14 protein-coding genes and 1 riboswitch are annotated in these 12,823 nt (G+C 61.5%); of the genes, 13 read left to right on the forward strand and 1 reads right to left on the reverse strand.

What is annotated here, in order from left to right:
• Positions 1 to 11: 11 nt before the first annotated feature.
• The 4 genes from PMI21_RS20210 to PMI21_RS20195 all read left to right on the forward strand — a co-directional run bounded on the left by PMI21_RS20210 (position 12) and on the right by PMI21_RS20195 (position 3,579).
• A complete protein-coding gene (locus tag PMI21_RS20210) occupies positions 12 to 1,085 on the forward strand; it encodes an AI-2E family transporter (RefSeq protein ID WP_007936070.1) in 1,074 nt (357 codons plus the stop codon).
• 230 nt (positions 1,086 to 1,315) lie between these two features.
• Positions 1,316 to 2,020, forward strand: coding sequence for a DnaA regulatory inactivator Hda (gene hda, locus PMI21_RS20205; protein WP_007936072.1), 705 nt, complete (start codon positions 1,316 to 1,318; stop codon positions 2,018 to 2,020).
• A gap of 214 nt (positions 2,021 to 2,234) precedes the next feature.
• The gene (locus tag PMI21_RS20200) at positions 2,235 to 2,876 is read left to right on the forward strand and encodes a C40 family peptidase (RefSeq protein WP_007936073.1); all 642 of its coding nucleotides are present in this window, start codon (positions 2,235 to 2,237) and stop codon (positions 2,874 to 2,876) included.
• 166 nt (positions 2,877 to 3,042) lie between these two features.
• Entirely contained in the window at positions 3,043 to 3,579 is a 537-nt protein-coding gene (locus tag PMI21_RS20195) for a C40 family peptidase (RefSeq protein WP_007936074.1), read from the forward strand.
• 66 nt (positions 3,580 to 3,645) lie between these two features.
• Here PMI21_RS20195 and PMI21_RS20190 read toward each other — a convergent pair whose 3' ends face one another.
• Complete coding sequence (locus PMI21_RS20190) at positions 3,646 to 4,230, reverse strand: hypothetical protein (RefSeq protein ID WP_007936076.1); 585 nt, start codon at positions 4,228 to 4,230, stop codon at positions 3,646 to 3,648.
• A gap of 154 nt (positions 4,231 to 4,384) precedes the next feature.
• Positions 4,385 to 4,619, forward strand: a riboswitch (cobalamin riboswitch).
• Positions 4,620 to 4,700: 81 nt separating this feature from the next.
• Between PMI21_RS20190 and cobO the strand changes: the two genes are divergently transcribed.
• From cobO to cobC, 9 genes are read left to right on the forward strand one after another with little or no spacing between them, the layout of a single operon-like run.
• Positions 4,701 to 5,312, forward strand: a complete 612-nt coding sequence (gene cobO, locus PMI21_RS20185) for a cob(I)yrinic acid a,c-diamide adenosyltransferase (protein WP_007936078.1) — start codon at positions 4,701 to 4,703, stop codon at positions 5,310 to 5,312.
• Positions 5,309 to 6,634 carry a cobyrinate a,c-diamide synthase gene (locus tag PMI21_RS20180; RefSeq protein ID WP_007936080.1) on the forward strand — a complete coding sequence of 442 codons (1,326 nt, stop codon included), beginning with the start codon at positions 5,309 to 5,311 and terminating at the stop codon, positions 6,632 to 6,634. Before cobO ends, PMI21_RS20180 begins: the two co-directional genes overlap by 4 nt.
• Positions 6,631 to 7,281, forward strand: coding sequence for a 5,6-dimethylbenzimidazole synthase (gene bluB, locus PMI21_RS20175; protein WP_007936082.1), 651 nt, complete (start codon positions 6,631 to 6,633; stop codon positions 7,279 to 7,281). The genes PMI21_RS20180 and bluB overlap by 4 nt, the downstream gene beginning before the upstream one ends.
• Positions 7,278 to 8,186: an adenosylcobinamide-phosphate synthase CbiB gene (cbiB, locus tag PMI21_RS20170; protein WP_007936084.1), complete on the forward strand. Its 909-nt coding sequence runs from the start codon at positions 7,278 to 7,280 to the stop codon at positions 8,184 to 8,186. The genes bluB and cbiB overlap by 4 nt, the downstream gene beginning before the upstream one ends.
• Positions 8,179 to 9,171 carry a threonine-phosphate decarboxylase CobD gene (gene cobD / locus PMI21_RS20165; protein ID WP_007936086.1) on the forward strand — a complete coding sequence of 331 codons (993 nt, stop codon included), beginning with the start codon at positions 8,179 to 8,181 and terminating at the stop codon, positions 9,169 to 9,171. Before cbiB ends, cobD begins: the two co-directional genes overlap by 8 nt.
• The gene (locus tag PMI21_RS20160) at positions 9,168 to 10,619 is read left to right on the forward strand and encodes a cobyric acid synthase (RefSeq protein ID WP_007936088.1); all 1,452 of its coding nucleotides are present in this window, start codon (positions 9,168 to 9,170) and stop codon (positions 10,617 to 10,619) included. The genes cobD and PMI21_RS20160 overlap by 4 nt, the downstream gene beginning before the upstream one ends.
• Positions 10,620 to 10,675: 56 nt before the next feature.
• Positions 10,676 to 11,197 carry a bifunctional adenosylcobinamide kinase/adenosylcobinamide-phosphate guanylyltransferase gene (cobU, locus tag PMI21_RS20155; RefSeq protein ID WP_007936090.1) on the forward strand — a complete coding sequence of 174 codons (522 nt, stop codon included), beginning with the start codon at positions 10,676 to 10,678 and terminating at the stop codon, positions 11,195 to 11,197.
• Positions 11,194 to 12,249 carry a nicotinate-nucleotide--dimethylbenzimidazole phosphoribosyltransferase gene (cobT, locus tag PMI21_RS20150; protein ID WP_007936094.1) on the forward strand — a complete coding sequence of 352 codons (1,056 nt, stop codon included), beginning with the start codon at positions 11,194 to 11,196 and terminating at the stop codon, positions 12,247 to 12,249. Before cobU ends, cobT begins: the two co-directional genes overlap by 4 nt.
• On the forward strand, positions 12,246 to 12,821 hold the full coding sequence (gene cobC / locus PMI21_RS20145) for an alpha-ribazole phosphatase family protein (protein WP_007936097.1): 576 nt from the start codon (positions 12,246 to 12,248) through the stop codon (positions 12,819 to 12,821). The genes cobT and cobC overlap by 4 nt, the downstream gene beginning before the upstream one ends.
• The last annotated feature ends 2 nt before the right edge of the window (positions 12,822 to 12,823 follow it).

The raw sequence follows: 12,823 nt of genomic DNA on the forward strand, positions 1-12,823 counted from the left end.
AGGAGTGGTACATGGCCGATACGCGGCGTTGGTTCTGGCTCGGTGGGGTGGCCCTGCTTTGCGCGTTTGTTTACCTGTTGCATCCGATTCTGACGCCGTTCCTGGTGGCGCTGTTGCTGGCCTATCTGTTCGACCCGCTGGTGGACCGCCTGGAGAAGCTCGGTCTGTCGCGGACCTGGGGTGTGGTGGCGGTGTTCGCGTTGTTCACGATGATCCTCACCACGCTGCTGTTGGTGTTGGTGCCGATGCTCGCCAAGCAGCTGTTTCGCTTGTATGAACTGGCGCCACAGATGCTCGACTGGTTGCAGCACACCGCGTTGCCGTGGGCGCAATCGAAGTTGGGTTTGTCGGAGGGCTTCTGGAAGTTCGACAAGCTCAAGGCGGCGATCAGCGAGCACATGGGCCAGACCACCGACATTGTCGGCGTGGTGCTCAGTCAGGCGACGGCTTCAGGCCTTGCGCTGATTGGCTGGCTGGCCAATCTGGTGTTGATCCCGGTGGTGAGTTTTTATCTGCTGCGCGACTGGGACCTGATGATGGCCAAGATCCGCAGCCTGCTGCCGCGTGATCGTGAAGAGCGTGTCATGTCCCTGGCCGGGGAATGCCATGAAGTGCTTGGGGCGTTCGTGCGCGGGCAGTTGCTGGTGATGCTGGCGCTGGGCGTGATCTACGCCGCTGGCTTGATGATCGTCGGGCTGGAGTTGGGGCTGTTGATCGGTCTGATTGCCGGTCTGGCGGCGATCGTGCCGTACATGGGGTTTGTCATCGGGATTGGCGCGGCGTTGATTGCCGGTCTGTTCCAGTTCGGTGGCGACCTGTATCCCATGATCGGTATCGTCGCGGTGTTCATGGTCGGCCAGGCGCTGGAAGGTATGGTTCTGACGCCGTTGCTGGTGGGTGACCGAATCGGCCTGCACCCGGTGGCGGTGATCTTTGCGATTCTGGCCGGCGGTGAGCTGTTCGGTTTTACCGGTGTGCTGCTGGCATTGCCGGTGGCGGCGGTGATCATGGTTCTGGTGCGCCATGTACATGATTTGTATAAGGATTCTGATATCTACGGTGGTGTCGACGAATCTGAGCAGTAAGGCTTCTTGATCGCTCGTCGCGGGCAGCCTGGTTTCACGCCGGGTTTGCCCGTATCCCTCGCGCGGCTGTCACATGCACCGCCAAAGAAACTGTCATAAAACCAGTGCGTTAACGCAAACCTTTGATTTTGCTTGTGGTCTGTCGCATTGTGCGGTCAGCTTCACGGGTATAAACTTCGCAAACTTTACACAGAGGCCACTAACGGTTCCTTTGGAACTGTTCAGTCAGCATGAAACCGATTCAGCTGCCCCTAGGTGTGCGTCTGCGTGATGACGCCACCTTTATCAATTACTACCCAGGCGCCAATGCCGCTGCACTCGGCTATGTCGAGCGGCTGTGCGAAGCCGACGCTGGCTGGACAGAAAGCCTGATCTACCTCTGGGGCAAGCACGGGGTAGGGCGCACGCATTTGCTGCAGGCGGCTTGCCTGCGTTTCGAGCAGATGGGTGAACCGGCGGTGTATCTGCCGCTGGCCGAGTTGATGGACCGCGGCATCGAAATCCTTGACAACCTCGAACAATACGAACTGGTTTGCCTGGACGATTTGCAGGCGGTCGCCGGCAAGGCGGATTGGGAAGAGGCGTTGTTCCATCTGTTCAATCGTCTGCGTGACAGCGGTCGACGTCTGCTGATCGCTGCCTCGACATCCCCGCGCGAACTACCGGTGAAGCTGGCGGACCTCAAGTCGCGGCTGACACTGGCACTCATCTTCCAGATGCGTCCACTCTCTGATGAAGACAAGTTGCGTGCCTTGCAGTTGCGCGCTTCCCGTCGTGGCCTGCACCTGACTGACGAAGTCGGGCATTTTATTTTGACTCGCGGTACCCGCAGCATGAGTGCGCTTTTCGAGCTGCTTGAACGCCTCGATCAGGCCTCCCTTCAAGCTCAGCGCAAGCTGACAATCCCGTTCCTGAAAGAGACACTGGGCTGGTAAAACCCAGGCTTTTCGCGGGTTTCGGCATATTTAAGGCGCCAGAAAATCCGCTTTCCTACAGGGTTGCAGGCTGCGCTAACGTCTAAAACGGGCTTAAGCGCTTAGATGGAAACGAGAAACCGATAAGTCACATAAAGATCGATTGAATTTGCAAATGAGATCGATAGCGGGCATAGTCTCGGCTTCTTTATAACTATCAGCCACGGTCGTGCCCATGCTAAATCGCTTCGCACCCCTCGTGCCTCTCGCACTCGTCACCCTGTTGTTCGGTTGCGCTGCTCACTCTCCAGTGTCCCAGCAAGAGCAACAACAGCGGGTTTCAAATTCAGTTACGGCGCAGTCTTCTTCCGTTCTTTTCCAGGAAGCTCTTTACCAAGACGGCGTGGCTAATGATAAAGAACTGGCAGACTTCGCCGGCGGCAAGTCGTACCAGCTTCCGGTTCTGGCCGACAGCATCCTCGAGCGTGGCATGTCCCTGATCGGTACCCGTTACCGTTTTGGTGGCACCTCCGAGGCAGGCTTCGACTGCAGCGGCTTCATCGGTTATCTGTTTCGTGAAGAGGCCGGCATGAACCTGCCGCGCTCCACCCGCGAAATGATCAACGTTGACGCTCCGCTGGTGGCTCGCAGCGCCCTCAAGCCGGGTGATCTGCTGTTCTTCGCCACCAATGGTCGTCGCGGTCGTGTCAGTCACGCCGGGATCTACCTGGGTGACAACCAGTTCATCCACTCCAGCAGCCGCAAAAGCGGTGGTGTCCGGGTCGATAGCCTGGGCGACAGCTACTGGAGCAAGACCTTTATCGAAGCCAAGCGCGCACTCGCAATGGCTCCGACAATAGTCACTGCACGCAAGTAAACTTACGACTTGTAAGGTGAAGTTAAAGTCTTACTTGAAGTTTGCCGCGTAGCCGCTAGAATCCTGATCTATTATTGATGGCAAACCGCCTGCGTTCTGCGCAGGCGGTTTTCTTTTCTGTCTTTGTGGCAGAAAAAAGCCGCAGCCAGATCAGGATGTTCTGTTTATGACGATGTCGGCCCGCCTCGCACTCATGTTCTTCGCAGCGCTGCTCAGTGCCTGCGCCAGCCGCACACCGCCACCTGCGCCGGTGGTTCGCGCGCCGATTGTTTTCGGTTCCTCCCAAGCCTTTTCCCCAGCCGCAGAAGACGTGCTGTTTCGCGCGCTCGGTCTGGTGGGGACGCCTTATCGTTGGGGCGGTAACACGCCGGATTCCGGGTTCGATTGCAGCGGTTTGATCGGTTACGTCTATCGCGATGTCGCAGGCATTTCCTTGCCGCGCTCCACACGCGAGATGATCGGCATGCAGGCTCCCAACGTCGGCAAGGAAGGCCTGCAAACCGGCGACCTGATCTTCTTCGCCACCAATGGCGGCTCCCAGGTCAGCCATGCCGGGATCTATGTCGGCGAAGGGCGTTTCGTCCATGCACCAGCCACGGGCGGCACGGTCAAGCTGGACAGCTTGTCCAAAGCTTATTGGCAAAAAGCCTATCTGAGCGCCAAGCGCGTCTTGCAACCCGAGCACTTGGCACATAATCCATAGCGGAGGTTGTCATGACCGCTCGCACGCTCAACCTCGCAGTAATCATCATAGAGAAGCGTAAACCGGTCAGCCGCGGGCTTCCTTGAACAGCACGGCGATCCCCGGATGGTAGTTGCCGGCTTCATTGTGCAACTTGCGGTAGGCGTAAGGGAAATACCAGGCCACGGCGCAGGTGTGTTCCTTTTGCAGGTCGTCGAGCATGTCCTGGAGTTCTTCCGGGGTGGCGCTGTGCTGGGCTTTTTGTGGGGCGACAAACAGGCAGCCGAGTTTCAGGTCGCTGGCGTAGCTGATGCGCTTCGCGTCGCTGGTGATGTCTGCCAGTGCCTGGGTCAGGTTCAAGTTATTGACCCGCGGCCAGCGCTGGGTGGCCTGCAAGTATGCGCGTTCTTCGCTGGTGGCGATAAACAGATCGGCGCGGGCGTTACGTTCGCCTTCTTCGGTCTGTTTGCGCGTCGGTGTTTGCTGCAGCGTGACCATTTCCGCCATCCAGGCCGCGGCAGAGAGCAGGCCGAGGTTGGCGTTTTCGTCGTACCAGTAAGGCGTATCGTTATCGCCGCGCACGGCGTTGTAGCGGTCGATACAGTCAAACCAGCGTTCCAGCACCGGGCGCAGGAATTCCAGCTTCGGATTGCTGATGATCATGCCTTGCATGTGGCTCACCCTTGTTATTGTGTTATGAGGTTGTGGCTCTTTGATATCACTGCTGGCAGTGTGGCACAAGATTGGCGTCAGATAATTGATCGACGGCAGTTATTCGCCAGAAGGCGTCCTGTCTTTAATTGACGCTCCACCCCCAACCCTCTAACCTTCGCGGCTTGTTTCAGGTGCTCTGTGGCCTTGGTCGACAGAGTGAAACAGGGAAGCCGGTGAGTGGATTTCTTCCAGCGAAGAATGATCACGATCCCGGCGCTGCCCCCGCAACGGTAAATGAGTGAAGACTGCGCCTTGAGCCACTGTGTCGAGTCTCGACATGGGAAGGCGCGCAGTTGGCCTTGAGGCCGCTCATGAGCCCGGAGACCGGCCTGATCCATTCAGCGGCATCACGGTGGGCGATGCCAGGCTTCTTGCCGTCTATTCTTGTGCCTGCCCGCCGTTATCCAGCCTCAACGGAGAGCTCCCCCATGACTGATACCCCTGATCGTGACGAACGCCATCTGGCGCGCATGCTGCGCAAAAAAGCCGTGATCGACGAACGCATCGCCAATTCGCCGAACGAATGCGGCCTGCTGCTGGTGCTGAGCGGCAACGGCAAAGGCAAAAGCAGTTCGGCGTTCGGCATGCTAGCGCGCTCCATGGGCCACGGCATGCAGTGCGGTGTTGTGCAATTCATCAAGGGGCGCAGCAGCACCGGCGAGGAGCTGTTCTTCCGGCGTTTCCCGGAGCAAGTGCGTTTTCATGTGATGGGCGAGGGCTTCACTTGGGAAACCCAGGACCGCCAGCGTGACATCGCCGCTGCCGAAGCCGCTTGGGCGGTGTCCCGCGAACTGCTGAGTGATCCGTCGATTGGCCTGGTGGTACTCGATGAGTTGAACATCGCTCTCAAGCACGGTTACCTCGATCTCGATCAGGTGCTCAGTGATTTGCAGGCCCGTCCGCCGATGCAGCACGTGGTCGTCACTGGCCGTGGCGCCAAACCGGAGATGATCGAACTGGCTGACACCGTCACCGAAATGGGCATGATCAAGCACGCCTTCCAGGCCGGGATCAAAGCGCAAAAAGGCGTCGAGTTGTGATTCAACCACATCATTGCCCGGCGGTACTGATTGCCGCGCCGGCTTCCGGTCAGGGCAAGACCACCGTCACCGCCGCGCTCGCCCGTTTGCATCGCAATCAGGGGCGCAAGGTGCGCGTGTTCAAATGCGGCCCGGACTTTCTCGATCCGATGATTCTCGAGCGTGCCAGCGGTGCACCGGTCTATCAGCTGGACATGTGGATGGTCGGCGAGCAGGAAAGTCGTCGTCTGTTGTGGGAAGCCGCTGGCGAAGCCGATCTGATCCTCATCGAAGGCGTCATGGGGCTGTTCGACGGTACGCCGTCCAGCGCCGACCTGGCGCGGCATTTCGGTGTGCCGGTGCTCGGCGTGATCGACGGCACCGCGATGGCGCAGACCTTTGGCGCGCTGGCGTTGGGCTTGGCGCGCTATCAGCCGGATTTGCCGTTTGCCGGAGTGTTGGCCAATCGGGTAGGCACCCTGCGTCATGCGCAATTACTCGAAGGCAGCCTGACAGAAGGCTTGCGCTGGTATGGCGCGTTGTCCCGGGAAACCGGCATCGAATTGCCGAGTCGGCATCTCGGCCTGGTCCAGGCCAGCGAACTGAATGACCTCGATCTGCGCCTCGATGCAGCGGCCGCCTCACTGGCCAGCAGTTGCGATGTGGCGTTGCCGCCGGCCGTGGAGTTCGCCGCGCCTGCAGTGATTGCGGCTGAACCGTTGCTGGCCGGTGTGCGGATTGCCGTGGCCCGGGATGAAGCCTTCGCGTTTACCTACGGCGCGAGTCTGGATCTGCTGCGGGCCATGGGCGCCGAATTGTCTTTCTTCTCGCCGATTCGCGACAGCGGGTTGCCGGAGGCAGACAGCCTTTATCTGCCAGGCGGTTACCCTGAATTGCACCATGTGGCGTTGTCACAAAACACGCCGATGCTGACCGCCATCCGCGCTCACCACGCGGCGGGCAAACCGTTACTGGCCGAGTGTGGCGGCATGTTGTATCTGTTGGATTCGTTGACCGATGTCGAGGGCACTCGCGCTGAACTGGTTGGCTTGCTGACCGGTGATGCGGTGATGCAGAAGCGTCTGGCGGCGTTGGCTTTGCAGGCGGTGGAATTGCCCGAAGGTTTGCTGCGTGGGCACACCTATCACCACTCGCTGACCAGCACCGAGCTTGAGCCGATTGCGCGTGGCCTGAGCCCCAATGGCGGGCGAGGGGCGGAGGCGGTTTATCGTAAGGGGCGGATGACGGCCTCTTATGTGCACTTCTATTTTCCGTCCAATCCGGCGGCGATTGCTGCGCTGTTGGCGCCCGATCGTGAAGCCTCCATCGCGAGCAGGCCATGACGGACAACGCCTTTTCCGAAGCCGAACGCGATGCCGTCTATCGAGCCATCGGCGAACGCCGTGACATGCGCCATTTCAGCGGCGGCACGGTCGAGCCCGAGTTGCTGAGGCGCCTGCTCGAAGCCGCGCATCAGGCGCCGAGCGTCGGCCTGATGCAGCCCTGGCGGTTCATCCGCATCAGCGACCGGGCGCTGCGCGGCAAGATCCAGCAACTGGTGGAAGAAGAACGCATCCGCACCGCCGAAGCCCTCGGCGAGCGCTCCGACGAATTCATGAAGCTCAAGGTCGAAGGCATCCAAGACTGCGCCGAAGTGCTGGTCGCCGCGCTGATGGACGATCGCGAGCGGTATATCTTCGGCCGTCGTACGTTGCCGGAAATGGACATGGCCTCGCTGTCCTGTGCCATCCAGAACCTTTGGCTGGCGTCCCGCGCCGAAGGCCTGGGCATGGGCTGGGTGTCGCTGTTCGAACCGCAAGCCTTGGCGGATTTACTGGGTTTACCGACCGGGGCCAAGCCTTTGGCCGTTCTTTGCCTGGGGCCGGTCAAGGAATTCTATCCGGCGCCGATGCTGGTACTCGAAGGCTGGGCGCAGGCGCGTCCGCTCAACGAGTTGCTGTATGAAAATTATTGGGGAGTGAGTCAATGAGTGTGGCGTTGTTGAGTATCGCCGCGGTCGCGCTGGATGCGCTGCTGGGTGAGCCCAAACGCTGGCATCCGCTGGTGGCGTTCGGTCGTTTTGCCGATCGCATCGAACAACGTTTCAACTCCGCTGGTCGCGGCTGGCGCAGTCACGGGGTGACGGCCTGGGTGATGGCGGTTGTGCCACTGACCTTGTTGGCCACCGCGCTGTCCTGGGCGCCTTACGTTGGCTGGATCGTTGAGATTCTCGCGCTCTATTGCGCGCTTGGCATGCGCAGCCTCGGCGAGCATGTCGAGCCGGTGGCCAGGGCCCTGCGCAGCGATGATTTGGTCGAGGCGCGCACACGCGTCGGTTATCTGGTCAGCCGTCAGACCAGTGAACTGGACAAAACCGAAGTCGCCCGCGCCGCCACCGAATCGGTGCTGGAGAACGGCAGCGATGCGGTGTTCGCCGCGCTGTTCTGGTTTGCCGTGGCGGGTGTGCCCGGTGTGGTGCTCTATCGTCTGAGCAACACCCTGGATGCGATGTGGGGTTATCGCAACGAACGCTTCGAGCGTTTCGGCTGGGCCGCGGCGAAAATCGACGATGTTCTGAACTACATTCCCGCACGCTTGGTGGCGTTGACCTACGCACTGTTGGGCAAAACCCGACTGGCGCTGAAATGCTGGCGCACCCAGGGGCCGACCTGGGACAGCCCGAATGCCGGGCCGGTGATGGCGGCCGGTGCCGGTGCGCTGGGGGTCGAGTTGGGCGGGGCGGCGATTTATCACGGCGAATTGCATCAGCGTCCACAATTGGGCGAAGGCGTGCCGGCGGATGCCGATTCCATCGACCGTGGCTGGCAATTGGTCCAGCGCGGGGTATGGTTATGGCTGCTGATTCTCTGCGTGGGGGCTGAGTTCTATGCTTGAGCACGGTGGCCGGTTGCGCAAGGCGGCACTTGAATACGGTATCGCCGAAGCCGATTGGCTCGACCTGTCCAGTGGTCTTGCGCCCTGGCCATTCCCGGTCCCGGACATCCCGTTGCGGGCCTGGGCGCGCCTGCCGGAAACCGATGACGGTCTGGAGCAGGCCGCCTGCGACTATTACGGTGCGGCTCAGGTGTTGCCGGTGGCCGGTTCGCAAATGGCGATTCAGTTGCTGCCGCGTTTGCGCCGGGCCGGCAAGGTCGGCGTGCTGTCGCCGTGTTACGCCGAACACGCCGAAGCCTGGCGTCGCAACGGTTATGTCGTGCGTGAGGTCCTGGAGTCGGAAGTCGATTTCTTTCTCGACAATCTCGACGTGCTGGTGGTGGTCAATCCGAACAATCCCACAGGCCTGAGCCTGACCCCGGCCCGTCTGCTGGATTGGCATGCGCGGCTGGCCCAGCGCGGTGGCTGGCTGGTGGTGGACGAGGCGTTCATGGACAACACGCCGCATTTGAGTCTGGCGCCGTTCGCCAACCAGATCGGCTTGATCGTGCTGCGTTCCTTCGGCAAGTTTTTCGGCCTGGCCGGTGTGCGGCTGGGGTTTGTGCTGGCCGAGCGCAAGTTGCTCAAGCTGCTGGCCGAGCAAGTCGGGCCCTGGGCGGTCAGTGGGCCGACCCGCGTCCTGGGCCAGGCTTGCCTGACGGATACGGACGGGCATACCCGACAGCGCATTCGCACGGATGAAGCCGGCGAGCGCCTGGCGCTGCTGCTTGAACAGTATGGCTTCAAGCCTCAGGGCGGCTGCGCACTGTTCCAATGGCTGATCACCGAACGCGCCGAAGCACTGCATGAATTCATGGCTCGACGCGGCATTCTGCTGCGCTTGTTCCCCCACAACAGCAGCGTGCGGTTTGGCTTGCCGGCGGAGGAAGCGGACTGGTCGCGCCTCGAACAAGCCCTGCAGACCTACGCCAAGGAAAACCCATGACAACGTTGATGGTGCAGGGCACCACATCCGACGCCGGTAAAAGCACGCTGGTGACGGCGTTGTGTCGCTGGGGCACGCGTCAGGGCGTGAGTGTCGTGCCGTTCAAACCGCAGAACATGGCCCTCAACAGTGCGGTGACTGCCGACGGTGGCGAAATCGGTCGCGCTCAGGCGGTGCAGGCGCAAGCCGCCAACCTCGAACCGCACACCGACATGAACCCGGTGCTGCTCAAACCCAACAGCGATACTGGCGCCCAGGTGATCATCCATGGTCGCGCCGTCACCACCATGAATGCCGTCGCGTATCACGACTACAAGGCCATCGCCATGCAAGCGGTGCTGGCCTCCCATGAACGGCTGAGCGCGGCGTATCCGCTGGTGATGGTCGAAGGCGCGGGCTCACCGGCCGAGATCAACCTGCGTGCCGGCGACATTGCCAACATGGGGTTTGCCGAGGCGGTGGACTGCCCGGTGGTGCTGATTGCCGACATCAATCGCGGTGGGGTTTTCGCGCATTTGGTCGGTACGCTGGAGCTGCTGTCGCCGAGCGAACAGGCGCGGGTCAAAGGCTTCATCATCAACCGTTTTCGTGGCGACATCGCCTTGCTGCAACCGGGGCTGGACTGGCTGGAGGCGCGCACCGGCAAACCGGTGATCGGCGTGTTGCCTTATGTGATGGACCTGCACCTGGAGGCCGAGGACGGCCTCGATCAGCGTCAGACCGACAAGGCCGATCAAGTGCTCAAGGTGGTGGTGCCGGTACTGCCGCGCATCAGCAATCACACCGATTTCGATCCGCTGCGCCTGCATCCGCAAGTGGACCTGCAATTCATCGGCCCCGGCCAGGCGATTCCACCCGCCGACCTGATAATTCTCCCCGGCTCGAAAAGCGTGCGCAGCGACCTCGCGTACCTGCGCAGCAATGGCTGGGACACGGCGATCGCGCGGCATTTGCGCTACGGCGGCAAAGTGCTGGGAATCTGCGGTGGTCTGCAAATGCTCGGCGAGCAGGTGCATGACCCTCTGGGCCTCGAAGGCGCGGCGGGTTCCAGTGCCGGTTTGGGTTTGCTGGCGTTCGAAACGCAGCTCGAAGAAGAGAAGCAGTTGCGCAACGTGCGTGGGCGTCTGGCGCTGGAAGATGCGCAGGTCAGCGGCTATGAAATTCATGCCGGCGTGACCACCGGGCCGGCGCTGGAAAACGCCGCCGTGCAGCTGGACGATGGTCGCTGCGATGGTGCGCAAAGTGCCGATGGACAGATTTTCGGTACGTACCTGCATGGCCTGTTCGAATCACCGGCGGCGTGCAGTGCACTATTGCGCTGGGCTGGTTTGCAGGAGGTGCAGGAGGTGGATTACCACGGGTTGCGCGAGCGCGATATCGAGCGGTTGGCGGATCTGGTGGAGAAGCATCTGGATACTTTGTTGTTGCGTGAGCTCTGCGGGTTTTGAGTTGATTTTGAGGACGCCTTCGCGGGCATCACACCGCACATTTGAAGGAATGAACCATGCTCCAACTGATCCTCGGCGGCGCCCGCTCCGGCAAAAGTCGTCTGGCCGAGAAACTCGCGTCTGACAGTGGCCTGACAGTGACCTACATCGCCACCAGCCAACCCCTGGACGGTGAAATGAACGAGCGGGTGGCCCATCACCGCGCCCGCCGTCCGGCTGAGTGGGCGTTGATCGAAGAGCCGCTGGAACTGGCCCGCGTGCTGCGCGAAAGCGCCGGTGTCGACCGTTGCCTGCTGGTGGATTGCCTGACGCTGTGGCTGACCAATCTGCTGATGCTCGACAACGCCGAGCGCTTGTCGGCCGAGCGCGAAGCCCTGCTGGACTGCCTGGCGTCGTTGCCGGGTGAAATCATTTTTGTCAGCAACGAGACCGGAATGGGTGTCGTGCCGCTGGGCGAATTGACTCGCCGCTATGTCGATGAAGCCGGTTGGCTGCATCAAGCCTTGGCCGAGCGCTGCCAACGTGTCGTCCTGACCGTCGCCGGCCTGCCCCTGACTTTGAAAGGAACTGCGTTATGACTCAATCCTGGTGGCTGAACCCGTGCAAGCCAATCGATGCGCAAGTGGTCGAACAGGCGCAGGCGCGTCAACAGCAACTGACCAAGCCTGCCGGCTCCCTCGGCCAGCTCGAAGCGGTGGCGGTGCAACTGGCCGGGTTGCAGGGGCAGGTCAAGCCAACACTGGATCAGCTGTGGATTGCGATTTTTGCCGGTGACCATGGCGTGGTCGCCGAAGGAGTGTCGGCGTTTCCGCAGGAAGTCACCGGGCAAATGCTGCACAACTTCGTCAGCGGCGGCGCGGCGATCAGCGTGTTGGCGCGGCAGTTGGGGGCGTCCCTTGAAGTGGTCGACCTCGGCACCGTTACGCCGTCGTTGAATCTACCGGGTGTGCGTCACCTGAACATCGGCCCGGGCACGGCGAATTTCGTCCAGGGCCCGGCGATGACTCAGGCCCAGGGTGAACTCGCCTTGCAGGCCGGTCGCGACAGTGTGCAGCGCGCCATCGCAGCAGGTGCGCAGCTGTTCATCGGTGGCGAAATGGGCATCGGCAACACCACGGCGGCCAGCGCGCTGGCCTGTGCCTTGCTCGATTGCCCGGTGGTGCACCTGGCCGGGCCGGGCACTGGCCTGAACGCGGCGGGTGTCAGCCACAAAGCCCTGGTCATCGAACGCGCCTTGGCGTTGCATGGCGCGCAGCGTGGCGATGTATTGCAAACCTTATTCAACCTCGGCGGTTTCGAAATCGCTGCGCTGGTCGGCGCGTACCTGGCCTGTGCTCAGGAAGGCGTCGCGGTGTTGGTCGACGGGTTTATTTGCAGCGTCGCCGCGCTGGTGGCGGTGCGTCTGAATCCGGCCTGCCGTGAGTGGTTGCTGTTCGGTCATCGTGGTGCCGAGCCGGGTCATCGTCATGTGCTGGAAACCCTGAACGCCGAACCGTTGCTGGATCTCGGCCTGCGGTTGGGTGAGGGCAGTGGTGCGGCGTTGGCCGTGCCATTGCTGCGGCTGGCCTGCGACCTGCACGGGCAGATGGCGACATTCGCCGAAGCTGCGGTGGCGGATCGCCCGGCATGACCTTGCGCCTGGACCTGTTGCGTCATGGCGAAACCGAACTCGGTGGCGGCCTGCGCGGCAGTCTCGACGATGCGCTGACCGGCAAGGGCTGGGAGCAGATGCGCGCCGCGGTGGTCGAGCAGGGCCCTTGGGATCGCTTGGTCAGCTCGCCGTTGCGGCGTTGTGCACGCTTTGCTGAAGAGCTTGGGGCACAACTGGGGTTGCCGGTGCAACTGGATAAGGATCTGCAAGAGCTGCATTTCGGCGCCTGGGAAGGGCAGAGCGCCGCGGCGCTGATGGAAACCAGCGCCGAGGCGTTGGGCTTGTTCTGGGCCGATCCCTATTCGTTCACGCCGCCTGACGGTGAACCGGTTACCGACTTTTCGACACGGGTGTTGGCGGCCATCGAGCGGCTGCACGCGGTCTATGCGGGTGAGCGAATTTTGCTGATCAGCCATGGCGGCGTGATGCGATTGTTGCTGGCGCAAGCGCGCGGATTGCCGCGTGAGCAGTTGCTCAACGTTGAGGTCGGCCATGGCGCGTTGTTCTCGTTGACGGTTGAATCCGGCGTCTTGCTAAGGGAAGCGATCTGACC

Source organism: Pseudomonas sp. GM18, from assembly GCF_000282195.1.
Lineage (GTDB): Bacteria > Pseudomonadota > Gammaproteobacteria > Pseudomonadales > Pseudomonadaceae > Aquipseudomonas.